The organism is Paenibacillus sp. FSL H7-0323, assembly GCF_038002725.1.
Classification (GTDB): domain Bacteria; phylum Bacillota; class Bacilli; order Paenibacillales; family Paenibacillaceae; genus Paenibacillus_AQ; species Paenibacillus_AQ odorifer.
Genome location: NZ_JBBODB010000001.1, coordinates 4952863 through 4978523, shown reverse-complemented (window position 1 = coordinate 4978523; position 25661 = coordinate 4952863). Strand labels below are relative to the sequence as shown.

The window sequence follows — 25661 nt, the reverse complement described above, 5'->3', positions numbered from 1 at the left end:
TCTACGTATAGGATAAGCCCTCGACCGATTAGTATTGGTCAGCTCCATGCATTGCTGCACTTCCACCTCCAACCTATCTACCTCGTCGTCTTCAAGGGGTCTTACTAATTGGGAAATCTCATCTTGAGGGGGGCTTCACGCTTAGATGCTTTCAGCGCTTATCCCGTCCGTACGTAGCTACCCAGCCATGCTCCTGGCGGAACAACTGGTGCACCAGCGGTACGTCCATCCCGGTCCTCTCGTACTAAGGACAGCTCCTCTCAAATTTCCTGCGCCCACGACAGATAGGGACCGAACTGTCTCACGACGTTCTGAACCCAGCTCGCGTACCGCTTTAATGGGCGAACAGCCCAACCCTTGGGACCTACTTCAGCCCCAGGATGCGATGAGCCGACATCGAGGTGCCAAACCTCCCCGTCGATGTGGACTCTTGGGGGAGATAAGCCTGTTATCCCCAGGGTAGCTTTTATCCGTTGAGCGATGGCCCTTCCATGCGGTACCACCGGATCACTAAGTCCGACTTTCGTCCCTGCTCGACTTGTAGGTCTCGCAGTCAAGCTCCCTTATGCCTTTGCACTCTGCGAATGATTTCCAACCATTCTGAGGGAACCTTGGAACGCCTCCGTTACTCTTTAGGAGGCGACCGCCCCAGTCAAACTGCCCGCCTGACACGGTCCCCGTACCCGGTAAGGGTACTAGGTTAGAACCTAGATACGATCAGGGTGGTATCCCAACGGCGCCTCCACCGAAGCTTGCGCTCCGATTTCTACGGCTCCCACCTATCCTGTACAGATCGTACCCAAATTCAATATCAAGCTGCAGTAAAGCTCCATGGGGTCTTTCCGTCTTGTCGCGGGTAACCTGCATCTTCACAGGTATTAAAATTTCACCGGATCTCTCGTTGAGACAGCGCCCAAGTCGTTACGCCATTCGTGCGGGTCAGAATTTACCTGACAAGGAATTTCGCTACCTTAGGACCGTTATAGTTACGGCCGCCGTTTACTGGGGCTTCGGTTCATAGCTTCGGGTTACCCCTAACCACTCCCCTTAACCTTCCAGCACCGGGCAGGCGTCAGCCCGTATACTTCGCCTTGCGGCTTCGCACAGACCTGTGTTTTTGCTAAACAGTCGCTTGGGCCTTTTCACTGCGGCCCCCTCGTGCTATTCACACTACCGGGGCACCCCTTCTCCCGAAGTTACGGGGTCATTTTGCCGAGTTCCTTAACGAGAGTTCTTCCGCGCGCCTTAGAATTCTCTTCTCGCCTACCTGTGTCGGTTTGCGGTACGGGCACCTTCTCCTGGCTAGAGGCTTTTCTTGGCAGTGTGAGATCATGACCTTCGCTACTACAATTTTCGCTCCCCATCACAGCTCAGCCTTATCGATGTGCGGATTTGCCTACACATCAGCCTCACTGCTTAGACGGACATCCATCAGTCCGCGTCACTACCCTCCTGCGTCACCCCATCGCTCATAGCGGATTACGGTGGTACAGTAATTTCAAACTGTTGTCCTTCGACTACGCCTTTCGGCCTCGCCTTAGGTCCCGACTTACCCTGAGCGGACGAGCCTTCCTCAGGAAACCTTGGGCTTTCGGCGGATCAGATTCTCACTGATCTTTTCGTTACTCATACCGGCATTCTCACTTGTGTAGTGTCCAGCGCTCTTTTCAGTACACCTTCAACCCCTACACAACGCTCCCCTACCCCAGATACATAGTATCTAGCCATAGCTTCGGTGGTGTGTTTAGCCCCGTTACATTTTCGGCGCAGAGTCACTCGACCAGTGAGCTATTACGCACTCTTTCAATGGTGGCTGCTTCTAAGCCAACATCCTGGTTGTCTGTGCAACTCCACATCCTTTCCCACTTAACACACACTTGGGGACCTTAGCTGATGGTCTGGGCTGTTTCCCTTTTGACAATGGATCTTAGCACTCACTGTCTGACTCCCGGCAATAAGTATATGGCATTCGGAGTTTGACTGAGCTTGGTAATCCTTGCGGACCCCGCACCCAATCAGTGCTCTACCTCCACTACTCTTATACCGAGGCTAGCCCTAAAGCTATTTCGGGGAGAACCAGCTATCTCCGAGTTCGATTGGAATTTCTCCGCTACCCCCACCTCATCCCCGCACTTTTCAACGTACGTGGGTTCGGGCCTCCAGTGCGTGTTACCGCACCTTCACCCTGGACAGGGGTAGATCACACGGTTTCGGGTCTACGTCCACATACTCAATCGCCCTATTCAGACTCGCTTTCGCTGCGGCTCCACCTTCTCGGCTTAACCTTGCATGTTAAACGTAACTCGCCGGTTCATTCTACAAAAGGCACGCCATCACCCATTAATAGGGCTCTGACTTTTTGTAAGCACACGGTTTCAGGTTCTATTTCACTCCCCTTCCGGGGTGCTTTTCACCTTTCCCTCACGGTACTGTTTCACTATCGGTCGCCAGGTAGTATTTAGCCTTAGCAGATGGTCCTGCTGGATTCATACGGGGTTTCACGTGCCCCGCACTACTCGGGATCCGTCTCGGAGAGAACACAGTTTAGGTTACAGGGCTTTTACCTCTATCGCGGGCCTTTCCAGACCTCTTCACCTACCATATTCCTTTGTAACTCCATGTGAGACGTCCCACAACCCCTAAGAGCAAGCTCTTAGGTTTAGGCTGTTCCGCGTTCGCTCGCCGCTACTGACGGAATCACTATTGTTTTCTCTTCCTCAGGGTACTTAGATGTTTCAGTTCCCCTGGTCTGCCTCTACATTTCCTATGTATTCAGAAATGAGTAACTGCGAATTACCACAGCTGGGTTTCCCCATTCGGACACCCCCGGATCAAAGCTTGCTTACAGCTCCCCGAGGCAGTTTCGTTGTTCGCCACGTCCTTCGTCGGCTCCTGGCGCCTAGGCATCCTCCGTGTGCTCTTATTAGCTTAACCTTGATTCTTCCAAAGAAAAATCTCACTAATAACATTTACTTGTTTGCACAAGTTGCTAAAAGATGTTCTAAAACGCAAATTCGTTTCGGTATCCAGTTTTCAAGGATCAAGTCTTACTTGAGAGCTTAAACTCTCAAAACTGAGCAACGAGTGAGTAACAGGCCTAAACCTGAGTTTTGGAAGCTGAGCTTCCGATTTGAATGTCCTCATTGCAGAGAACGATTCTCCATAGAAAGGAGGTGATCCAGCCGCACCTTCCGATACGGCTACCTTGTTACGACTTCACCCCAATCATCTACCCCACCTTCGGCGGCTGGCTCCCTTGCGGGTTACCCCACCGACTTCGGGTGTTGTAAACTCTCGTGGTGTGACGGGCGGTGTGTACAAGACCCGGGAACGTATTCACCGCGGCATGCTGATCCGCGATTACTAGCAATTCCGACTTCATGCAGGCGAGTTGCAGCCTGCAATCCGAACTGAGACCGGCTTTGATGGGATTGGCTCCACCTCGCGGCTTCGCTTCCCGTTGTACCGGCCATTGTAGTACGTGTGTAGCCCAGGTCATAAGGGGCATGATGATTTGACGTCATCCCCACCTTCCTCCGGTTTGTCACCGGCAGTCACTCTAGAGTGCCCAACATCACTTGCTGGCAACTAAAGTTAAGGGTTGCGCTCGTTGCGGGACTTAACCCAACATCTCACGACACGAGCTGACGACAACCATGCACCACCTGTCTCCTCTGTCCCGAAGGCCGCTGCTATCTCTAGCAGATTCAGAGGGATGTCAAGACCTGGTAAGGTTCTTCGCGTTGCTTCGAATTAAACCACATACTCCACTGCTTGTGCGGGTCCCCGTCAATTCCTTTGAGTTTCAGTCTTGCGACCGTACTCCCCAGGCGGAGTGCTTACTGTGTTAACTTCGGCACCAAGGGTATCGAAACCCCTAACACCTAGCACTCATCGTTTACGGCGTGGACTACCAGGGTATCTAATCCTGTTTGCTCCCCACGCTTTCGCGCCTCAGCGTCAGTTACAGCCCAGAAAGTCGCCTTCGCCACTGGTGTTCCTCCACATATCTACGCATTTCACCGCTACACGTGGAATTCCACTTTCCTCTTCTGTACTCAAGCCACCCAGTTTCCAGTGCGACCTCAGGTTGAGCCCAAGGTTTAAACACCAGACTTAAATAGCCGCCTGCGCGCGCTTTACGCCCAATAATTCCGGACAACGCTTGCCCCCTACGTATTACCGCGGCTGCTGGCACGTAGTTAGCCGGGGCTTTCTTCTCAGGTACCGTCACTCCGGTAGCAGTTACTCTACCGGACGTTCTTCCCTGGCAACAGAGCTTTACGATCCGAAAACCTTCATCACTCACGCGGCGTTGCTCCGTCAGGCTTTCGCCCATTGCGGAAGATTCCCTACTGCTGCCTCCCGTAGGAGTCTGGGCCGTGTCTCAGTCCCAGTGTGGCCGTTCACCCTCTCAGGTCGGCTACGCATCGTCGCCTTGGTGGGCCGTTACCCCACCAACTAGCTAATGCGCCGCAGGCCCATCCCTCAGTGACAGATTGCTCCGTCTTTCATTCTTCTCTCAGGAGAAAAAAGAAATTATCCGGTATTAGCTACCGTTTCCGGTAGTTATCCCAGTCTGAAGGGCAGGTTGCCTACGTGTTACTCACCCGTCCGCCGCTAAGTTACTTTGAAAGCAAGCTTTCAAAGTAACTCCGCTCGACTTGCATGTATTAGGCACGCCGCCAGCGTTCGTCCTGAGCCAGGATCAAACTCTCCAATTAGTATTGAAAAGAGCGATATGCTCATTTTGAAACATCTGACGAGAAAATTAATTCTCTAATTTTGGATTTCACTTACGTGATTTCCCACTCACTCGTTGTTCAGTTTTCAAAGATCAAGTTCTCGTTGGCGCCGTTTAATGTCTCAGCAGCAACTCTTATACTATATCATGTTCGGCTATTTAATGTCAAGCTCTTTTTTTAACTTCTTTTTCGAGCTCGGCATGTGTACTTCTTGGCCGGACTTATAATATATCATGTATGGAGATGCATTGCAAGAGTTTTTTTGAAACTAATATTAAATCTCTACATTCTATAGGAGCAATGAAGTGAAAGCACCGCTTCTAATCAACAGTAGCTGAGAGAACTGCCCTTAGACAGCTCCCTTAAGCCCTATGTTGTATAGATACTATTCAGTACGGTTACGCATATGTGGAAACAGCAATACATCGCGAATCGATGCAGAATTGGTAAGCAGCATGATCAAACGGTCTACGCCGATTCCCAGTCCGCCAGTAGGTGGCATACCATATTCCAGGGCGCGGATGAAATCATCGTCCATCTCATGAGCTTCGTCATTACCTTGCTCTTTCTCCTGGATCTGTGCCTCAAAGCGTTGACGTTGGTCAATCGGATCATTCAATTCACTAAATGCATTAGCGTGCTCACGACCCACAATAAACAGCTCAAAACGATCGGTAAAGCGTGGATCCTCATCGTTTTTCTTCGCAAGTGGTGAAATTTCAACAGGGTGTCCCATTACAAAGGTTGGCTGAATTAGAGTTTCCTCTACAAATTGCTCGAAGAAAGCATTAAGGATATGACCGAACGTCATATGTTTCTCAACAGGCACACGATGTTCTTTTGCCAAAGCTTGTGCTTCGTCATCTGTCATGTGAACGCTGAAATCAACACCGGTTACTTCTTTAACAGCATCAACCATAGTTACACGACGCCATCCTGGAGACAGATTTACCTCTTTGCCTTGGTAATCCAGCAGTTGTGTACCTAATACCTCTTGGGCAATATGTGCAATCATATTCTCCGTGAGATTCATGATGTCCTTGTAGTCGGCATATGCTTCGTACAACTCAATCATAGTGAACTCTGGATTATGACGAGTCGACATTCCCTCGTTACGGTAGACACGGCCGATTTCATACACTTTTTCCAAACCGCCAACGATAAGGCGTTTCAAGTGAAGCTCGATAGCAATCCGCATATACAGCTGCATTTCAAGTGTGTTGTGGTAAGTAATAAACGGACGCGCAGCTGCTCCACCGGCGATCGTATGAAGTGTAGGTGTTTCAACTTCAAGATAACCAAGTGAATCCAAATAACGACGCATCGATTGAATAATTCTTGAACGGGCAATAAAGGTCTGTTGAACTTCCGGATTAATAATCAAATCAACATAGCGCTGGCGATAACGCAGTTCTACATCTTTAAGACCATGATATTTTTCAGGAAGTGGCAGCAGGGACTTGGACAAGACTTCGAGATTATGCACTTTGATGGAGGTCTCGCCTGTTTTGGTTTTGAATACTGTTCCACGAACGCCGATAATATCTCCCAGATCGAGAACATTAAACGCCGCGTATTGAGTTTCAGGAATGCTGTCTTGACGAACATAAAGCTGAATTCTTCCGCTAAGGTCCTGGATATGCGCAAAGCTGGCTTTACCCATAACGCGTTTTGCCATAATACGCCCAGCAATGCTCACTTCAACAGAAAGCTCGTCCAATTCCTCTTTGGAAAGTCCATCATACTTAGCTACGATATCGCCAGCGTTAGCTGTGCGCTCGTATTTTTTGCCAAAAGGATCAATACCAAGTCCTCTTAGCTCGTCCAGTTTGGCACGGCGGATCTGCAAAAGCTCACTAAGTTCATTCTCTGCATTGTCCACATTGTTCATTTCCTCGGTCATGCGATTCATCCCCTTATAACTCAGTAATATCATATACACAAGAAGAAACGGCTCCGTCTCCATAGTTAGAGGACAGTCCCGTTCCAGCTCAAAATATAAGCAGTTTGTTTTACCTATCGTTTCTGGATGATTTGAAAAAAGCTTCCCTAAGGAAGCTTTCCCAAACATGTTCCCTTATCTACCTATGTACAGTGAAGTGACTAATACATATGGCAGCACATCTATTTACAGACATTAAGGTCTGTATATTACTTCATTCTGATATCGAGAATTTTATATTGAATAACTCCTGCAGGTGTAGAAACATCAACTACCGTACCTATTTTTTTTCCGATAATAGCTTTGCCTACCGGACTTTCGTTGGAAATCTTGTTATTCAGTGGATCAGATTCTGCTGTACCTACGATCGTATACTCCATAGTGTCCCCATATTCCAAATCCTCGACACTTACAGTAACACCAATACTTACTACGTCAGTAACGATCTCGTCGCTATTGATGATACGCGCGTTGCGAAGCATCTTCTCCAAAGTGAGAACGCGTCCTTCGATAAAAGCTTGCTCATTCTTCGCGTCTTCATACTCCGAGTTCTCACTGATATCTCCGTAGCCAATCGCTACCTTAATCCGTTCAGCAACCTCACGGCGTTTTACGGATTTGAGGGTCTCCAGCTCATCTTCCAGACGTTTTAGCCCGTCCGGCGTAAGGATGACTTCTTTATCGCTCATCTCAACCGATTCTCCTGTCGTATACAATTATTGAAAACACCATACTATATGCTAATCTAGAAGGATAAGAACCCTCCCTGCTGCATTGCTCTTACTGTAACGGCGATTTTATACTGTGAAATTATATTGGAACCGCTACAAAATGTCAATGACACCACATATAAAGTCAGATGTGTTCAAATATCAGCAGAAAAAAGGCAATTATACAGCAGAAGAAGACATTTCAATGCCCTTGCTCTCTTCTTCATGCTTTAATTGAACGACAAAATCATTCAATATCCTCACCATTCCATCGCGTTTTGTTTCTGTCATAAGAACATCCTTCACTCTAGCGGCAGCCTTCAAGCCTTTTAAATACCAAGCCATATGCTTACGCATCTCACGGACAGCTACAGCTTCTCCCTTAAGAGCTACCAGACGATCCATATGAAGAATAGCAACCTTAATCTTCTCATCCAAACCAGGTTCAGGCATAAGCTCGCCGGTGCTCAAATATTGAATGGTACGATACAACATCCAAGGATTACCGAGTGCTCCACGCCCGATCATTACACCATCGCAGCCAGTCTGATCCAACATAGCCCGAGCATCTTCAGGTGTATTAACATCCCCGTTGCCAATAACGGGAATGGAAACTGCTTCTTTTGCCATCTTGATGTAGTTCCAGTCCGCATGGCCTGTGTAAAGCTGCTCGCGGGTACGACCGTGTACGCTGACAGCCTTACCCCCGGCACGTTCAACCGCACGCGCATTATCTTCGACAAAAATATGCTCGCTATCCCAGCCAATCCGCATTTTCACGGTTACCGGTTTATCGACAACATCGACAACCGCAGAGACCATTTCATAGATTTTGTCGGGATTCAAAAGCCAGCGGGCTCCCGCATCACATTTAGTCACTTTTGGCACTGGGCATCCCATATTGATATCGATAATATCAGCATTGGTTTCTTTATCAACGACTTTAGCTGCTTGCACCAGTGATGCTCTATCCCCGCCAAAAATCTGCAAACTAAGCGGTTTCTCCCGTTCATCTACAAACAACATTTCGCGAGTACGTGTATTTCCGTGAATAATGGCCTTATCGCTTACCATTTCCGCACAGACCAGACCTGTACCAAATTCCTTAGCGATCAGACGAAAAGCCGGATTGCACACGCCAGCCATAGGTGCCAGAACAACCTGATTTTTCATCTCAATATCGCCAATCTTCAGCATTCGTATCACTTCCTGCCTTTTAATTCTTGGAAATTATGAGTTGGGATCCACAAGCTCTTCTGTTGTAACCCCTAGAACATTCGCAATTTTATCTAAAATTTGATCTTCTAATCGTCTGTTACCCCTCTCGACTGCACCAAGCACAGCCAAGGAAATTCCGGCAAGATCCGCAAGATCCTGTTGAGTATACCCTTTTAGCTTACGGAATGCCCTGACCCTCCGTCCCAAACGCTTGTTGTCCACAACCGAATTCCTTCCTTCCCGTCTATGTCTTGAAGCGCTGCTGTAATCAGCTTGCGAAGTCCGGAAGATTGTTCATTCTGTGGAACGATGTCACTGAGCGGAAACAATACAAAAGCACGCTCTAACATGCGTGGATGCGGTAACGTTAAATGTGGTGTATCGAGCACCTGACCCTCAACCCACAACAAATCCAAATCTACCGTTCTCGGTCCATAGCGGATATCCCGGATACGACCCAACTGCGTTTCAATCCCCAACATCACTTCCAGCAAGGACTCGGGCGCAAGTGTCGTTCGCAAAGCTGCTGCCATATTGAGAAACTGCGGCTGATCTAAATAACCTACTGGCTCTGTCTCGTAAACTTTGGAGCAGCGGACCACCGATATTTCATCATGAGCGTCCAGTCTGTTCAAAGCCTCTGACAGTGTGCCCTCGCGGTCACCCAAATTAGCCCCTAAAGCAATATAAGCCTCTGATTCTTCAGAGGTGGAATGTATATTCATGGACCTTGTTCTCACTTTCTAGTTCTGCGCAGCTCTACAGTCACTCCCTGAAAATGAATGTCGAAAGGCGGATGAGGTTTAGTTACCTTAACCGTTACTGCATTGATAACAGTATAAGTGTCCAGTACGGAGGATGCAATATATTCTGCCAAAGCTTCAATCAACTTAAAAGACTTTATTTCGACAATATTTTTGACTAATTCATGAACTTCAGCATAATTCACAGTTTGATTCAAATCATCATTCAAGCCCGCACCCTGCAAATCAAGCTCAAGCTCTAAATCAATGTAAAAACGTTGTCCCAGCTTACGCTCTTCCTCAAATACACCGTGGTATCCGTAATATTCCATGCGATGCATTGTCATTTTATCCATGATTAATCCGCCCTTTTTCGTAAAATATAGCTATTCACGCACCACTGGAGGTGCAGCATACAACATCGCATCACACATCTTAACCGTTCGTTTAATTAGAGATACATCATGTACACGTACGATCTGGCAACCCTGAGCAATACCAAAAGCTACTGTAGCTGCGGTGCCTTCCACAACATCATCAGACGGCAAATCAAGTACCGTGCGGATGAATTTTTTGCGGGATGTCGCCAGTAACAACGGATAGCCTAACTCAGTCAACCCGTCTAAAAGCATCATTGCCTGCAGGTTTTCATTATAATCCTTAGCAAAGCCGATACCTGGATCCAATATGATATTGGCCGGCTTAACACCTGCGGCTAACGCAAGATCAATACTTTCCTTAAGGTCAGCCGACATATCCGCACTCAGATTCGTATAATTACGGTCCTGCCGGTTATGCATCAAAATAATAGGACAGTCAGCAGCAGCGGCCACTGCCGCCATTTCCGGATCAGCCTTACAACCCCATATATCATTAATGATATGGGCACCCGCAGCCATAGCTTGGCGGGCTACCTCAGCTTTATAGGTATCGATGGATAACGGAAGATGAGGTGCCGCCTTATGAATACTCTCGATCACAGGCAATACACGGGCTAACTCCTCTTCAAGTCCCACCGGTTGATGACCAGGACGAGTAGATTCACCGCCGATATCAATAATATCAGCACCCTCTGCAGCCATACGCAGCGCATGCTCAACGGCTTTGTCCGGATGATCCCAAAGTCCTCCATCTGAAAAAGAATCAGGGGTAACATTAAGGATGCCCATAATCAATGTTCGATTTCCTAACTCCAAGTCTGTATTTCCACAACGGTATGTCCGCTTAAAGAGGACTGGTCTCATTTCGCAATCGCCGTCCTATCTCTATATAATGAAATCAAGCCAGCAGTAATTGTTCCACACTGGCCAGTACCTATAGTAAATCTTGCATCTCCGTGCCACACCCCGGTAACAGGAACAATTTCTTGTACGGAATTGGTAAGAAACACTTCATCAGCAGCTTTCAACTGCTCCCAGTGATATGTTCCTTCTTCAACACTAAGGCCTGCACTAAGAGCCAGCTCCAGCACCATTTCCCGGGTAATTCCCGGAAGAATGCCTGTGGTGAGATCTGGGGTATAGAGCCTGTTGTTTTTAATAAAAAAGATGTTGCTGACAATGCCCTCCGCAATAAATTCTTCTGCCGTCAGCATTAGTCCTTCAGCACCATTTGCCGCAGAAGCATACCCTCTAAGCTCACGCTTAGCCAGAATGTTATTCATATAATGCAGCGACTTGAATCGCACTGTTCCCTCAGGAGTATTACGCCGCAAGGACAACAGCTGCAGCTCTTTGCCTTCACTGTTAAGCTTATCTGGTACTTTCGGCAGCGCTTTGATGTACAACAAATGATTGGGCTTTTGATAATCACCAGCAGGTAATCCGAGAATATCCTCACCGGCTGTTACGGTATAGCGTATATAAGCTTCTTTTAATTCATTTTTGTCCATGACGCGCTTAATCCAGTCAAGTAGATGTGCCGCTTCTGCCTCAAATGGAATGCCCAGTTCCTTGCACCCCTCTGCCATACGCTTCAAATGACGCTCCAGCAAAAAGGGAACTCCCCCATAGGTCCGAAAGGTTTCGAACAAGCCAATGCCGTACAAAAAGCCGTGATCCAAGGCAGAAACCACGGCTTCTCGGGCGTCAATGACACCATTGTTAAATCCTATATATTTCATGCCGTTTCTCCGGCTCTCCGTTTCAAGAAATTACGCAGCATCGTATGACCATGATCCGTAATAATAGATTCCGGGTGGAACTGCACACCTTCAATAGGGTATTCTTTATGGCGCAATGCCATAATCTCCCCCTCTTCAGTCTCAGCCGTAATCTCCAAGCAATCTGGGAGACTCTCCCGCTCTACAATCAGTGAATGATATCGGGTAGCTGTAAATGGAGACTCCAGACCTTCAAAAACTGAGGTCCCGTTATGGTAAATAGGCGATGTCTTCCCATGCATCAAACGCTCAGCACGGATGACATTGCCACCAAATGCTTGTCCAATCGCTTGATGTCCAAGGCATACGCCGAAGATCGGAATGATCCCCTTGAAATGATGCAACAATTCCAGACTAATTCCCGCTTCATTTGGTGTACATGGGCCTGGTGAAATCAGAATATGGTCAGGTGCCAGTTTTTCAATCTCTTCGATGGTAATTTCATCATTGCGGTGCACTTTAACCTCTTCCCCAAGCTCACCTAAATACTGTACGAGGTTATACGTAAAGGAATCATAATTATCGATGACCAAGATCACAGTGCTACTCCCCCTTCGGCTCCGCTGGTAGCTGGCAATTCCTGCTGCAGTTCACTACAGAGTACTGCCTTCACTACCGCTTTGGCTTTATTATGGCATTCACGGTATTCACGGTAGGGATCAGAATCGATCACTATGCCGGCACCTGTCTGAATATATCCGACCCCGTCTTTTACAGCCAGCGTTCTTATAATAATATTTAATTCCATATTGCCGTTATAGTCAATAAAACCCATCGAACCTGTATAGGGTCCCCGTCGAACCGGCTCCAGTTCTTCGATAATCTCCATTGTCCTTACCTTGGGAGCCCCTGTGATGGTTCCCCCCGGGAATAAAGCTGCAATAACCGCATAAGCGTCTTTATCCGGCGCAATCTGGCCCTCTACCTGCGAAACGAGATGCATCACATGAGAGTAGCGCTCCACCGTCATCAGCTCCGGCACGCTGACGGAACCGTATGCAGCGACACGTCCGATGTCGTTGCGTTCCAGATCGACAAGCATGATATGCTCGGCGATCTCTTTTTCGCTCCCGCGAAGCTCCGCCTCCATGGCGGCATCCTCCGCGGGAGTGAGTCCCCGGCGCCGGGTGCCGGCGATGGGCCGGGCGCTCACTTTGTCACCGTGCAGCTTGACGAGCAGCTCCGGTGAAGCGCTAGACAGCGCGAAGCCGGGCGACCGCAAGAGCCCCATGTACGGGGACGGGTTGAGCTTGCGCAGCCACTCGTAAACATCCTCCGGCGAGGACTTCAGCTGCGTCTCCTGGCGCAGCGAGAGGTTCACTTGGAAGACATCGCCTTGGCGGATGTATTCCTGAACGTCCACCACTGCCTGCTGAAACTTCTCAGGCGAGAAAGCCGAGGCCATGCCCGGCCACTCTCCTGATGAAACTGTAAGGGCCTCAATGCTGCCCACGGCCTCATCATCCAATCCTGCAGCTGAAGATATCAGCTGCCACTGCTCTACCATTTGTCCAGCCTGTTCTATACTGCCAAGATAGAGATTTTGCAGATCCTCCAGCCCACAGTCTGCTGGAACTGGAACGTGGACAGCACAATACAGCACATGCTCTTCGTGATCATAAATCCATATCTCGTCAAACCTCATAAAAAGATAATCAGGAAAATCAGGATCATCTTGGGCAAGAGACGGCAATCGTTCCAAAGAACGAACCACATCATAACCAAGGAATCCAATACATCCACCAGAGAAAGGAGGAACATCTTCAACCTTTAACTTAGGCGACGTAAAATCCGACATCCATTGCTGCAGTAGCTCCAGCGGTTGTCCATGCAGTGTTGTTGCCTCAGGTGTCCTCTCCTCGTTCACTGATGCTGATTCCAAAGATTCAGTAGGGAAGCTAAATACTTCCGCGTTATCCTCCTTGCCCTTCAATATCGAAACAGGATTTAAGCCCAAGTACGTATAACGGCCACCCTTACCACTTTCTAAAACTACAGAATACTGGGAAGCTAACTCCCAGGCTTTCTCCCAGGACGCGGGTAATTCGTTGGTGCACCGGGGGGATTTTATAATCAAGGGAAACATGCTCCAGTCTTCAGCAGCCCATTGTTCCCACTCGTTCCAGGTTGTTATGATTTCCAAAGCCATCCTCCTAAAAGTTTTATGAAGCCATTACTTCGTAGACATCACTTCGCAATAAAACTCGCTTCGTAAGCATTTGCTTAGTTTTGTCCAATCGTCAGTAGTATATTGCCTGTCAGTATACTGTACTTAAGGCATTATTGAAAAGCCCTCAGCGATAGGAAATTATTATGATTTTTTCGTTTTCTGCAAAAACCAGAGCTTTTTTCAACAATAATAAAATTACCACGTCTAGCCTGCCATATATGCAAAGTACCAAATGCCTTTTAAATCAACGAAAAGAGTCTCCATCACCACCAAAAAAGTGGTATGAAGACTCTTATAGATTTACGTTATTGCAAACAATTACGCTTCGAAATTGTAAAGTGGTGTGCTCAGGTAACGTTCGCCGTTACTTGGGATAATGACTACTACTTTTTTGCCAGGGCCTAAATCTTTAGCTACTTTAAGAGCGGCAAATACAGCAGCACCTGAAGAAATACCAGACAAGACGCCTTCTTCTTTAGCTACACGACGTGCAGTTTCGAAAGCTTCATCATTCTCAACGTGGATGATTTCATCATAGATATCTTGGTTCAGAATCTCAGGGATGAAGTTAGCTCCGATACCCTGGATTTTGTGAGGGCCTGGTTTGCCTCCAGCCAAGATTGGGGAAGCAGCAGGCTCCACAGCATAGATCTTAATATCAGGATATTGGCTTTTCAGCACTTCACCCGCACCAGTGATCGTTCCGCCTGTTCCGATACCTGCAATAAAAGCATCCAAAGGACCGCCGATGGATTCAATAGCGTCAATGATTTCAGGTCCAGTAGTCTCACGGTGAATCTTCACGTTCGCTTTATTCTTGAATTGCTCGGATGGGAAATAGCTTGGGTTTTCTTTCAGAATTTCGTCTGCTTTCTTAACCGCACCATTCATACCTTCCGATCCTGGGGTCAGCACCAATTCCGCTCCATATGCGCGAAGGAGATTACGGCGCTCCAAGCTCATTGTTTCCGGCATTACGATAACTGCTTTATAACCTTTAGCAGCAGCTACAAGTGCCAGGCCGATACCAGTGTTACCACTAGTAGCTTCTACAATCGTACCTCCCGGTTTCAGTAGACCTTCACGCTCAGCTTCTTCCACGATGCTGATTGCAATCCGGTCTTTTACGCTTGATCCCGGGTTCTGATATTCCAATTTCAAATAAATATCTGCGGAGCCTTCCTGTGCCAGACGATTCAAACGAACGAGCGGAGTACCTCCGATCAATTCTGTTACGTTGTTAACGACTTTAGCCATGAGCAAAAACCTCCTTAGAATGATAAATGCGATATAAGAACGTAAATTATGACTTTATGCTTCTGTGTATGGAGTTTAAATTGTTGACCACCGTCAGTTATTTCCGACTAAAACGGTAGGGTTTACGTTAATATCATATTATCAATCTTGCAGGCTGTTGTCAATATTTATTGATACCTCATATTTATTGCGTAAATCGCTTTCCACCTGCTGCAAGGGTGGGGCTTGCTCCAAAGCCAGCTCTTGACGTACAAGCGCCCGAATTTCTTTCTGATCCGGCATTTCTGGAGAGTGAATACTCTCCAAGCGGATAATGGCGAAGTCTTCCCCTGTCTCGATCGGACCGGCTATATCACCCACATCCAATCCAGCGGCAGTCTTTAACATTCCCTCTGGCCAAAAAGGGTCGTCTTCCTCTACTTTACCTAAGCTGCCTCCGTGCTGCCGACTCTCATCATCAATAGACACTTCCCTAGCCAAATCAGCGAAATCCTCACCCTGTTCCAAGCGATCCATTACCTGCTGGCCTTCCTCATAGGATGAGACCTTGATCATAGAAAGCTGCATTTCCTTTTTTGGAATGAAGCGCTCGGCATTTTGCTCTAAATAAGCATCTATATCGGCATCACTGATTGTAATGCCCACCGTGGCTATCGCTTGTAAGGACAGACGATAAGCTGTCTCTGCGAACACTTCCTGACGAGATAATCCGAGCTGAGATTGCATTTGAGCATAATATTGCGCTTCTGATTCGTACCCAACTATAGTGCGTGCCAGTTCCTGCTTAACCTCATCGTCTGTCACGGTAATTCCTAATGCCTTAGCTTCCATGTTCACGACAATATGGTTAAGCATACTGATTAACACTTCTTCTCCATGCTTTCTTTTGAGCTCATCCATCCACTGCTGATCCGTTATCGGTTGTCCGCCTGCAGTCGCTACATCCGGTGATTCATTGTCTGTTGTATCTCCTTTAAGAAGGGCCATGGCGCGTAAACTCCAGAATAATAGACCCCCGAGCATTAAAGTTGCAACAGCTAGAATAATAACCGTATTGCGAAGTGCACGTTCCTGTCTCGTCATCATCCCAATGCCCTACGAATTCGCTTGTTCTAAAATGACCTGTAAATCGTCCTTATTGAAAACATAAGCCTCATTGCAAAAATGGCATACGACTTCAGCCTGTTCATCTTCTGCAATTAATCTCTCCAGTTCATCCCGCCCTAAGCTAACCAATGTCTGCTCTACCCGCTCACGCGAACACTGACAAGCAAAGTTAATATCCAGTTCATCCATAACCACTGCATCCGGCAACAGGTAGCGCAGCATTTCTTCTGGCTCCAGCCCCTGATCGAGAAGCGCCGTTACTGAAGGCATTGCCCCTACAGCTTTTTCAATCTCTGTGATCTCCGCATCAGTCAGACCAGGAAGAAGCTGAACAATAAAGCCTCCAGCCACAATTACTGACTCATCGGTATCTACCAGTACACCTAGGCCAACCGCAGCTGGAGTTTGCTCAGAAACCGCAAAATAATAAGTAAAATCATCGCCAAGCTCCCCCGAGATAATAGGAATACTACCGCGGTATGGCTCTTTCAAACCTAAATCTTTTATAACATCAATGAACCCTTCAGTTCCCACCGCTCCAGCTACATCCAGCTTCCCCATGCTATTGCTCGGTAAATGAATGTGAGGATTATGCACATAACCACGCACTTCTCCCAATGCATTGGATTCTGCAACGATTTGTCCGATCGGTCCATTCCCTTTAACCATAATACTCAGCTTCTCACTACCCTTGAGCATAGCGCCCATCATGGCTGCAGCGGTAACTGTACGTCCCATTGCGGCTGTAGCCGTTGGATACGTATCGTGTCTGCGTCTCAGTTCTTCAACCAATTCAGTTGTGCGGACAGCAAACGCTCTCACTTTACCATTAAGAGCCGTGCCGCGGATTAGTCGATCCTTCTTTTTTTCCATTGGGTGCATAGCCCTCCTATCTCTTCGCCTTTTAGGCTTCTTTATCTTTATTGGTTACGATCGTAAATAATTCTTAATCCTTCTAGCGTTAACATAGGATTTACTTCATCGATACAGTCCGTTTCACCCGCAATTAGCGAGGCGAGGCCTCCGGTCGAAATAACCTTCAGTTCGGGAGCGTTCATCTCGACTTTAATTCGTTTAACAATGCCCTCAACCTGACCCGCATAACCAAAAATAATCCCGGCCTGCATCGCGTGCACCGTATTACGTCCGATGACCTTTTTAGGCTTTTCCAATTCAATTCGCGGCAGCTTAGATGCCCGCTGGTATAATGCCTCTGTTGAAATGCCTAGGCCGGGGACAATCGCCCCACCAAGATAATTAGCACCTGCATCAATGCAATCAAAAGTCGTAGCCGTACCAAAATCAACAACGACAAGTGGACATTTGTATTGTTCAATCGCAGCAACTGCATTAACAATCCGGTCTGCGCCAATTTCACGCGGATTCTCATAACGTAAGTTAAGCCCCGTCTTAATCCCTGGTCCAACAATCAATGGGTCTTTCCCTATATATTTAATACACATATCCTCAATAGTCTTAACCAGTGGCGGAACAACCGAAGATATAATTACACCTTCAACGTCTTTGACAGATACACCTGACATGTGAAAAAGATTGTGTATCATTACTCCATATTCATCCACGGTCGATTGACGCGCAGTACTTAGCCGAAAATGATGCAGCAATTCGCGTTTTCTATATACACCGAGAACAATATTGGTATTACCGATATCGACAGCAAGCATCATGACAAAGGCCCTTCCTTCTTGGCATTAAGGTCTAGACTGATATCCAGACTGGAGAAGGAGTACGTAAGGCGCCCGACAGAAATCACATCCACACCCGTTTCAGCAATCCCGCGTAAGGTTTCTAACGATACATTGCCAGAAGCCTCTGTCTTAACATGCGGAGCTTTCGATTTAATCCTAGCCACGGCTTGCTTCATCATATTGTTAGACATGTTATCGAGCATTATAATATCAGCACCTGCTGCCAGCGCCTCTTCGACTTGCTCTAAATTCTCGGTCTCCACTTCGATGCTCATCGTATGCGGGATGTTCTTCCGGGCACGACCTACAGCCTGCCGAATACCACCTGCGCCTTTGATATGATTATCCTTGATCATAACTGCATCATATAACCCAAAACGGTGATTAAAGCCTCCACCAATACGAACAGCATATTTCTCCAGCATCCGGTGACCTGGTGTTGTCTTACGTGTGTCCACTAGACGAGTTGGTAATCCCTCCAACACCTGCACGAAAGAAGCTGTACGTGATGCCACACCCGAAAGACGCTGCATCAAGTTAAGCGCAAGCCGCTCACCTGTTAGAATCGCATGTGTGCTGCCCTCAACCTCAATAATTACTGTCCCTTTAGTTACAGCTTGGCCTTCTTCGACAAGGGCTGTAAAACTAAGTGCCGGATCCACAATTTCAAAGACCAGCTCTGCAATTGGAATGCCACAAATTATACCGTCTTCCTTGGCATGAATAATCCCTTTGGACTCATGGCCCACTGGAATCGTCATCTGCGTGGTTACATCTCCGGAACCAACATCTTCCCGCAACCAAGCCTTGATGGATTGTACTAGCTCTTCATTGTAACCATTAAACATCATCGCTTAATTCCTCCACTATTCCCAGTTCGCGAATTTGAAGCAGGTGCTTACGCCACTGATCATCATCCCGCTGCGGATAATCCTCACGGTAATGCGCCCCACGGCTCTCTTCCCGTGCCAGAGCAGACTCTGTCACAAGCAAACAGCAGGTCAGCATATTAGCAAATTCATATTCCTCACGTTTGGACAATGCTGATCCAAAGATTGGCAGCTGTCGTTTTAATTCATCTAGTCCTTTAAGTAACATCTCTTCGTTACGACGTAGTCCGGCATATCGAACCATTACCTTCTGTAGCTTCAAACGACGTTCCACAATAGCTTGAGTTGGCGAATCTACACGTCCCTCGTTACTGTTAACCGATAAAACATCACGGTCCAGCGGGGAAAGCTCATGAATCCGATCAATAATACGCTGTCCGAATACAATGGCCTCAGATAATGAATTACTAGCTAAACGGTTAGCGCCATGCAGGCCTGTGGAGGAAACCTCTCCGCAAGCAAACAGACGTGGGATGGTGCTCTCTCCATTCAGATCGGTCTTAATCCCCCCCATCATATAATGCGCAGCGGGAGCCACTGGAATCCAATCACTTGTAATATCCAGTCCATAGCCCATACATGTCTCATATATTGTGGGAAACCGATGCTTCACCATCTCTGGAGATTCATGTGTAATATCCAAATAAACGAACGTTGATTTAGTATGTTCCATTTCACTTACAATAGCTCGTGCTACAATATCCCGCGGAGCCAGCTCAAGCAGGTCATGATAACGTTCCATGAACCGTTCTCCATTAATATTGCGCAAGACTGCTCCTTCCCCACGCACAGCTTCGGAGATTAAAAATCTAGGAGCTCCCGGGTAACTAAGTGCTGTAGGATGAAATTGAATAAATTCCATATCTCGTATATGAGCCCCAGCGCGATAGGCGATTGCTACTCCATCTCCTGTAGCTACTTCTGGGTTGGTAGTGTATCGATATAATTGTCCTGCTCCACCAGAGCACAGAATGGTCGCATCCCCTTGCAGGAACAACCTTCCACCACCGGGCCGTTGCAATAATGCGCCTACACATTCTCCACCTTCAGTGATGAGATCGATAACATAATGATCATCCCAGACCTCAATATTCTCATGTTCGGCTACCTGTTCCGCCAATGCACGAACAATCTCATAACCTGTAGCATCCCCATTAGCATGTAAAATACGGCGGTGGCTGTGCGCACCTTCCTGAGTCAAAGCCAGTACCCCATCTTCCTTATCAAACAGAGTTCCTAAGCGAATTAACTCATGAACGCCTTCCGGCCCTTCATTAACAAGTGCATCGACAGCTGTTGAGGAGCAAAGACCTGCTCCGGCCATTAAGGTATCCTGCCGGTGGTAAGCAGGGGAATCATCCTCAGCTATAACAGCTGCGATCCCCCCCTGTGCATAGCGAGTATTACTTTCCATTACTGATTTCTTTGTGATCATTATGACACGCCGATCTTCACTGGCTTTAATAGCTGTGAATAACCCGGCAATCCCTGAACCAATAACAATACAATCTGTCTTTACCGTAGGAATATCCCGAAGATCAAAATCAACCAAATATTGTGGAATCATGACCGCTTTTCACCTGTTTCAACGAAAGAGTAGCGCATGCTACCGGACTTGTAGCATGCGCTCTAGGGATGTTCTGGCTTTGTCGGCGACAGCAGGCGGTACATAGATTTGTGGCTTCATCGTCTCCAGGCATTTCACCAGTTTTTTTAGATTATTAACTTTCATATTAGGACAAACAAGAAATTTGGTAGCAAAATGGAATTCTTTATCTGGACTATCCTTACGAAGCTGATATCCGGTACCATCTTCCGTTCCAACGATAAATTGCTTACGATCCGATTTCCGGCAATACTCCAGAATTGATGTAGTGCTGCCTACATAGTCACCCATGGCGACTACTTCAGGACGACACTCTGGATGAACTACAAATTCCGCATCTGGATATTTTGCTCTCATTTCTACTACATCTTTGACGGTCAACATGTCGTGAGTGTTGCAATAGCCTTCCCAAATAATCAGCTTCTTGCCCGTCTGATCTTGTACATATTGACCAAGATTCTTATCTGGGACCCAAATAATCTCTTCGGCGTCAAGGGATTCGATTACTTTCACAGCATTAGCAGAGGTACAACAAATATCGGTTTCTGCTTTAATCTCGGCGGACGAGTTGATATAAGTGACTACTTTAGCATTTGGATGTTGAGCTTTTAGCTTACGCAAACCGTCTACATTGACCATATCTGCCATTGGACAGCCTGCACGTTCATCAGGAATAAGGACGGTTTTGTTCGGGGCTAGAATTTTTGCACTTTCCCCCATGAAATGAACACCGCAGAATACAATAACTTCTGCATCTGTCTCTGCAGCCTTCTGAGCGAGTAAAAAAGAGTCGCCCCGGAAATCGGCAACCTCCTGAATTTCATCACGTTGATAATAATGAGCTAAAATGATTGCGTTTCGTTCCTTTTTAAGCTGTTCAAGACGTATACGAAGTTCTCGATTCTGTTCCTGCTTGCGCTCAAGCGCCAGAGCTTCCACCGATTGTTCTCCCCCTTAAATCCTCGCGGCTTTTCGCCGACATGATGTTATCAAATGGCATGCGCCATCATGGTGAAAAAATGAACATGCTGATATAAATAGTAAGTAATATTAATCACTAATGTACACAACGTTCCAGCCTCTGTCAATGTAACTGGACAGGCTTTAAGGCATAGAATCCCTTAAAAATTAAAATAAAAAATCCGGAGAACAGTTACGTTCTCCGGATAAATTTACATCATATGAATGGTGGACCCAATTAGGTAAGGCTAGTGCCCCCACCTTTGTTGTCATCACCGGAACCGTCATTACCCTCAGAATCAGGGTTATTCGGGATATCCTTCGACAGGTCAGGAAGTGTGGACTGTTCATCCTCAGGCTTGCCTTGAATGCGAACTCGCACATCACCGATATTGTCGATGACAGGCTCGCCAACTTCATGGGCAACACCTTCGCCACCCTCTGGTTTACCATCCTCGGAAAGGAATCCTTGTTCAATCAGTTGTGTGATCTGATCAAGCTCAAGTGTTTCTTTCTCAAGTAATGTATTGGCAATCAAGTGCATTTCTTTGGAGTGTTTGATCAACAGATCTTTACAACGTTCGTAACTCGAAGTAATAAAGTTCTGCATTTCCTGATCAATCTCATAAGCAATGGAGTCACTGTAATTCTGTTCATGCCCAATATCACGACCCAAGAATACTTGACCTTGAGAAGATCCGAACTGCATAGGTCCAAGCTTATCGCTCATACCATACTCCATAATCATGGCACGCACGATGCGCGTAGCCTGTTGGAAGTCACTGTATGCACCCGTACCGATCTCACCAATAAACAATTCTTCAGCAACACGTCCACCAAGTAATCCAGTAACCTTATCCAAAAGCTCCTGCTTGGTAACGATCATCCGATCTTCCTTCGGAAGCATAATAACATATCCGCCTGCACGTCCGCGTGGGATAATAGTAACTTTATGCACCATATCGGCGTGCTCAAGGAAGTAACCAGCAATAGTATGGCCTGCTTCATGATAAGCTACAATACGTTTCTCGCGGTCACTGATCACACGGCTGCGTTTCTCAGTACCTACGATAACACGGTCAATAGCTTCATCCACTTCAATCATGGAAATATCTTTACGGTTACGACGTGCAGCTAGCAAAGCTGCCTCATTCAGCAGATTCTCCAGATCAGCACCTGTGAATCCGGTTGTGCGTTTAGCAACAACATCCAGTCTTACATCTTTCGTAAGCGGTTTGTTACGAGCGTGAACCTTAAGTACAGCTTCACGGCCTTTCACATCAGGACGGTCAACCGTAATTTGACGGTCAAAACGTCCTGGACGAAGCAATGCCGGATCAAGTATATCAGCGCGGTTAGTCGCCGCTACAATAATAATGCCTTCGTTACCACCGAATCCATCCATCTCAACCAGCAATTGGTTAAGCGTCTGTTCACGCTCGTCATGTCCGCCACCAAGACCGGCACCACGCTGACGACCCACAGCATCAATTTCATCAATGAAGATAATACATGGAGCATTCTTCTTAGCATTCTCGAACAAATCACGTACCCGAGAAGCACCGACACCCACGAACATTTCCACAAAGTCAGAACCGGAAATACTAAAGAAAGGTACGCCAGCTTCACCTGCTACCGCACGGGCAAGCAATGTTTTACCTGTTCCCGGAGGACCTACAAGCAATACGCCCTTAGGAATACGTGCGCCGACAGCTGCAAATTTGCGTGGATCTTTCAGGAACTCAACGACTTCGACAAGCTCTTGCTTCTCTTCGTCCGCCCCTGCAACATCCTCAAAGCTGATTTTCTTCTTCTCTTCATTATATAACCGAGCCTTGCTCTTGCCGAAATTCATGACTTTACCGCCGCCACCTTGCGCCTGGTTAAACAGGAAGAAGAACAAGATGAACATAATTACCAGCGGGATAATTGAAGAAAGGAATGTCAGCCAAATGCTGGTACCTTCCATTTTCTTCTGAGTTAATTCAATCCCATTAACATCACTGGCTTGAATCAGTTCATTGATAGCGGCATCTGTAGGAGGAATATATGTGGAGAAGCTTTTCGATTTAGTATCGGCAGGCAGCTCTCTATACTCGCCTGTGACCAGAAAGGCATTACCCTCAAACTGAACCGTCAAATCCTTCACATTGTTGTTCTTGATCTCCTGCCGTAACTCGTCGTATCTAGGGAAATCGGCGGCTTCATTTCCATTGCTCACAAACTGGACAATACCCACCACGACTAAAAATAAAATCAAATAAAAACCAGAATTCCGGATGAACCGATTCATCCCCTACCTCCTCTCACAACACTCAAGTTATTGTACCATAGCCTCTTGGGACACCTCAAATAAAGGAAGTTGTGGGTATCCGATCCGTATGATCGAGGCAGTCCTTAGTTCAATTGGAATAAATCTCAGGTTTCAGTACTCCAACATATGGGAGGTTCCGATACCGCTCGGCATAATCCAATCCGTAGCCTACTACAAATTCGTCAGGTAACACGAAGCCTGTGTAGCTGGCTTCAAGATTAACAGTGCGGCCTGATGGTTTATCAAACAAGGTAACCACAGAGATAGTAGCAGCATTCCGGTTGCGGAGCAACTCAATTAAATAGCTGAGTGTAAGACCACTGTCAATAATATCTTCAACGATCAAGATATCGCGGCCTTCTACCGATACATCCAAATCCTTAATAATTTTGACTACTCCAGAGGACTTGGTGGATGCTCCATAGCTGGACACTGCCATGAAATCCATCTCAACAGGTACTGTAATGGCTTTAACCAAATCTGCCATAAATATAAACGCACCTTTTAGTACACAAATTACTAAAGGGGTACGACCTGCGTATTCTTCGCTCAGTGTTCGACCGAGCTCCTTAATTTTCTGCTGAAGTTCCTCTTCGGTGATCAATACTTCTTGAATATCGTTTTGCAACTTGCGAAACCTCCTAAGTTATACTATGAAAGACTTACTTCGACCATTACGTGACTTCGTGGTCATCCAGCTCTGCCAGAGACAATAGAAGTACGGAGGTCGTGTGCCGCCCTACTGCGGCATGCATCGAGCGTCTTACGCCCGGAATCCAGACGATATTGCCCAAACCATCACAAACGAGGGGAATCAATGACCGTTCGGAAGCAGGTATTTTATCATCAATATAAATATCTTTTACCTTTTTGCTTCCGTTTAATCCCATGATCCTTATGGTATCTCCAGGCAATCGGGATCGTATCGTCAGTGGAAAGACCAGTTCATCACGGTCAAACCAAGCCGACATCTTCCCATAATCCTCCCCCTGTACAAAAAAGTTTTCTCTCTCCAGTACCGCCATCGACATCACCTTACCTATTTCCTCCAATTTAAGCTCAGAGTCCGGTAAAAACAGACGATATGTATAGCTTGCCTGTGGCGTCGTGGGCTTGGACGAGAACAAGATACTATCATATTGCCGCACACAAGTCAGGCCTCCACCCAAATCCAAGCTCCAGGTGGTGGGATAGCTCTGCAGCGTTCCCCGACGTACAGCTTCAATCTTGGGGAAATCAAGGGCAGATAAATCCGCCGACAGATAATTTAATATTAGTTTAATCAAACGCCGTTGTAAAGCGGAGGGTATGGCAGCAAATGAAGCTCTGTTAAAGGTGTATTTCCCATCCCCTTCCGAAACTAGCTCTTCAAAGCATTTTGCCGCAGACGTCTCCATATACTCATCTTCAGCTCCCGCAATTTCCGCAAGCTGTACGAGGGATTGCCTCACTCTGCCATTATACTTTTCCAGAAAAGGAAGAACTTCCAAACGAATGGCATTCCGCTTGTATTTCGTCAGCAGATTGGTGGCATCCTCAGCATAAGTGAAACCTTCATTTTGGCATAACCCTAAAAGTGCTGTTTTGTTAATACGTAGGAATGGGCGAATGAGTTCCACCTTTTTTTCTGTTCTTTTCCACTTGATACCCGACAGTCCAGATAAGCCACTTCCGCGTAATAGACGCATAATTACAGTTTCTGCCTGATCATCAGCATGATGAGCCAGAGCAACAGAACGCGCCCCATATCGGTGAGCCGTATCAATCAGAAATTCGTACCGCTTCTCACGTGCAGTACCCTCAGGACCAAGTCCACTCTCTTTAGCCAAGGAGGGAATATCGAATTCCGCAAACTCAAAGGGCAGTCCCAATTCTTCAGCCATACCACGTACGAGCTCTGCCTCTTCCTTCGACTCCGGCCTAAATCCATGATTCACATGAGCACATATTAAGGTAAGCGGTATAAATTTTAAAGATATTTCATGTAAAACATGCAAAAGAGCCACAGAATCCGGGCCGCCGGAAACTGCGACTACAATGGTGTCATGGGGCGCCCACAGCTCATGCTCGGCTGCTGACTCCAATACAGACTCCACCAGTCCATTCATTTGCTCCATATGCGCCCCCCT

Annotated in this window: 20 protein-coding genes and 2 rRNA genes; all 22 read right to left on the bottom strand. The window is 47.0% G+C overall.

Annotated features, from left to right (window positions below):
• Positions 1-8: 8 nt before the first annotated feature.
• A 23S ribosomal RNA gene (locus tag MHH89_RS22480) occupies positions 9-2934 on the bottom strand.
• A gap of 232 nt (positions 2935-3166) precedes the next feature.
• Positions 3167-4724: ribosomal RNA gene (locus MHH89_RS22475) — 16S ribosomal RNA — on the bottom strand.
• The 16S and 23S rRNA genes sit together here, the layout of an rRNA operon.
• Positions 4725-5130: 406 nt before the next feature.
• Positions 5131-6648: a lysine--tRNA ligase gene (lysS, locus tag MHH89_RS22470; RefSeq protein WP_038573979.1), complete on the bottom strand. Its 1518-nt coding sequence runs from the start codon at positions 6646-6648 to the stop codon at positions 5131-5133.
• Positions 6649-6896: 248 nt separating this feature from the next.
• Entirely contained in the window at positions 6897-7376 is a 480-nt protein-coding gene (gene greA, locus MHH89_RS22465) for a transcription elongation factor GreA (protein WP_036678719.1), read from the bottom strand.
• 201 nt (positions 7377-7577) lie between these two features.
• Positions 7578-8594 carry a tRNA dihydrouridine synthase DusB gene (gene dusB / locus MHH89_RS22460; protein WP_076130084.1) on the bottom strand — a complete coding sequence of 339 codons (1017 nt, stop codon included), beginning with the start codon at positions 8592-8594 and terminating at the stop codon, positions 7578-7580.
• Between the two features lie 33 nt (positions 8595-8627).
• A complete protein-coding gene (locus MHH89_RS22455; protein ID WP_076099929.1) occupies positions 8628-8837 on the bottom strand; it encodes a helix-turn-helix domain-containing protein in 210 nt (69 codons plus the stop codon).
• Positions 8789-9340, bottom strand: a complete 552-nt coding sequence (folK, locus tag MHH89_RS22450; protein ID WP_036678725.1) for a 2-amino-4-hydroxy-6-hydroxymethyldihydropteridine diphosphokinase — start codon at positions 9338-9340, stop codon at positions 8789-8791. The genes MHH89_RS22455 and folK overlap by 49 nt, the downstream gene beginning before the upstream one ends.
• Before the next feature lie 11 nt (positions 9341-9351).
• Complete coding sequence (folB, locus tag MHH89_RS22445) at positions 9352-9714, bottom strand: dihydroneopterin aldolase (protein ID WP_076138480.1); 363 nt, start codon at positions 9712-9714, stop codon at positions 9352-9354.
• A gap of 30 nt (positions 9715-9744) precedes the next feature.
• The gene (folP, locus tag MHH89_RS22440; protein WP_076186830.1) at positions 9745-10602 is read right to left on the bottom strand and encodes a dihydropteroate synthase; all 858 of its coding nucleotides are present in this window, start codon (positions 10600-10602) and stop codon (positions 9745-9747) included.
• Positions 10599-11480, bottom strand: coding sequence for an aminotransferase class IV (locus MHH89_RS22435; protein ID WP_076130082.1), 882 nt, complete (start codon positions 11478-11480; stop codon positions 10599-10601). The genes folP and MHH89_RS22435 overlap by 4 nt, the downstream gene beginning before the upstream one ends.
• A complete protein-coding gene (pabA, locus tag MHH89_RS22430) occupies positions 11477-12058 on the bottom strand; it encodes an aminodeoxychorismate/anthranilate synthase component II (RefSeq protein ID WP_036678733.1) in 582 nt (193 codons plus the stop codon). Before pabA ends, MHH89_RS22435 begins: the two co-directional genes overlap by 4 nt.
• Positions 12055-13668 (bottom strand): anthranilate synthase component I family protein, encoded by a 1614-nt coding sequence (locus MHH89_RS22425; RefSeq protein ID WP_076282733.1) that lies wholly within the window; start codon positions 13666-13668, stop codon positions 12055-12057. The genes pabA and MHH89_RS22425 overlap by 4 nt, the downstream gene beginning before the upstream one ends.
• Positions 13669-14007: 339 nt before the next feature.
• The gene (gene cysK / locus MHH89_RS22420) at positions 14008-14946 is read right to left on the bottom strand and encodes a cysteine synthase A (RefSeq protein WP_036678737.1); all 939 of its coding nucleotides are present in this window, start codon (positions 14944-14946) and stop codon (positions 14008-14010) included.
• Positions 14947-15087: 141 nt separating this feature from the next.
• Positions 15088-16032 (bottom strand): peptidylprolyl isomerase, encoded by a 945-nt coding sequence (locus tag MHH89_RS22415; RefSeq protein ID WP_081386466.1) that lies wholly within the window; start codon positions 16030-16032, stop codon positions 15088-15090.
• Between the two features lie 9 nt (positions 16033-16041).
• A complete protein-coding gene (gene hslO / locus MHH89_RS22410) occupies positions 16042-16926 on the bottom strand; it encodes an Hsp33 family molecular chaperone HslO (protein ID WP_076282732.1) in 885 nt (294 codons plus the stop codon).
• Between the two features lie 47 nt (positions 16927-16973).
• The gene (locus MHH89_RS22405; RefSeq protein ID WP_076186821.1) at positions 16974-17741 is read right to left on the bottom strand and encodes a type III pantothenate kinase; all 768 of its coding nucleotides are present in this window, start codon (positions 17739-17741) and stop codon (positions 16974-16976) included.
• On the bottom strand, positions 17738-18613 hold the full coding sequence (gene nadC / locus MHH89_RS22400) for a carboxylating nicotinate-nucleotide diphosphorylase (protein WP_076186819.1): 876 nt from the start codon (positions 18611-18613) through the stop codon (positions 17738-17740). Before nadC ends, MHH89_RS22405 begins: the two co-directional genes overlap by 4 nt.
• Entirely contained in the window at positions 18603-20219 is a 1617-nt protein-coding gene (nadB, locus tag MHH89_RS22395) for an L-aspartate oxidase (RefSeq protein ID WP_076130078.1), read from the bottom strand. The genes nadC and nadB overlap by 11 nt, the downstream gene beginning before the upstream one ends.
• A gap of 39 nt (positions 20220-20258) precedes the next feature.
• On the bottom strand, positions 20259-21197 hold the full coding sequence (gene nadA, locus MHH89_RS22390) for a quinolinate synthase NadA (RefSeq protein ID WP_036678753.1): 939 nt from the start codon (positions 21195-21197) through the stop codon (positions 20259-20261).
• Positions 21198-21456: 259 nt separating this feature from the next.
• On the bottom strand, positions 21457-23511 hold the full coding sequence (gene ftsH, locus MHH89_RS22385) for an ATP-dependent zinc metalloprotease FtsH (protein ID WP_036678755.1): 2055 nt from the start codon (positions 23509-23511) through the stop codon (positions 21457-21459).
• Between the two features lie 109 nt (positions 23512-23620).
• A complete protein-coding gene (gene hpt, locus MHH89_RS22380) occupies positions 23621-24160 on the bottom strand; it encodes a hypoxanthine phosphoribosyltransferase (protein ID WP_036678757.1) in 540 nt (179 codons plus the stop codon).
• Between the two features lie 46 nt (positions 24161-24206).
• The gene (tilS, locus tag MHH89_RS22375) at positions 24207-25649 is read right to left on the bottom strand and encodes a tRNA lysidine(34) synthetase TilS (protein ID WP_076303348.1); all 1443 of its coding nucleotides are present in this window, start codon (positions 25647-25649) and stop codon (positions 24207-24209) included.
• Between the last annotated feature and the right edge of the window lie 12 nt (positions 25650-25661).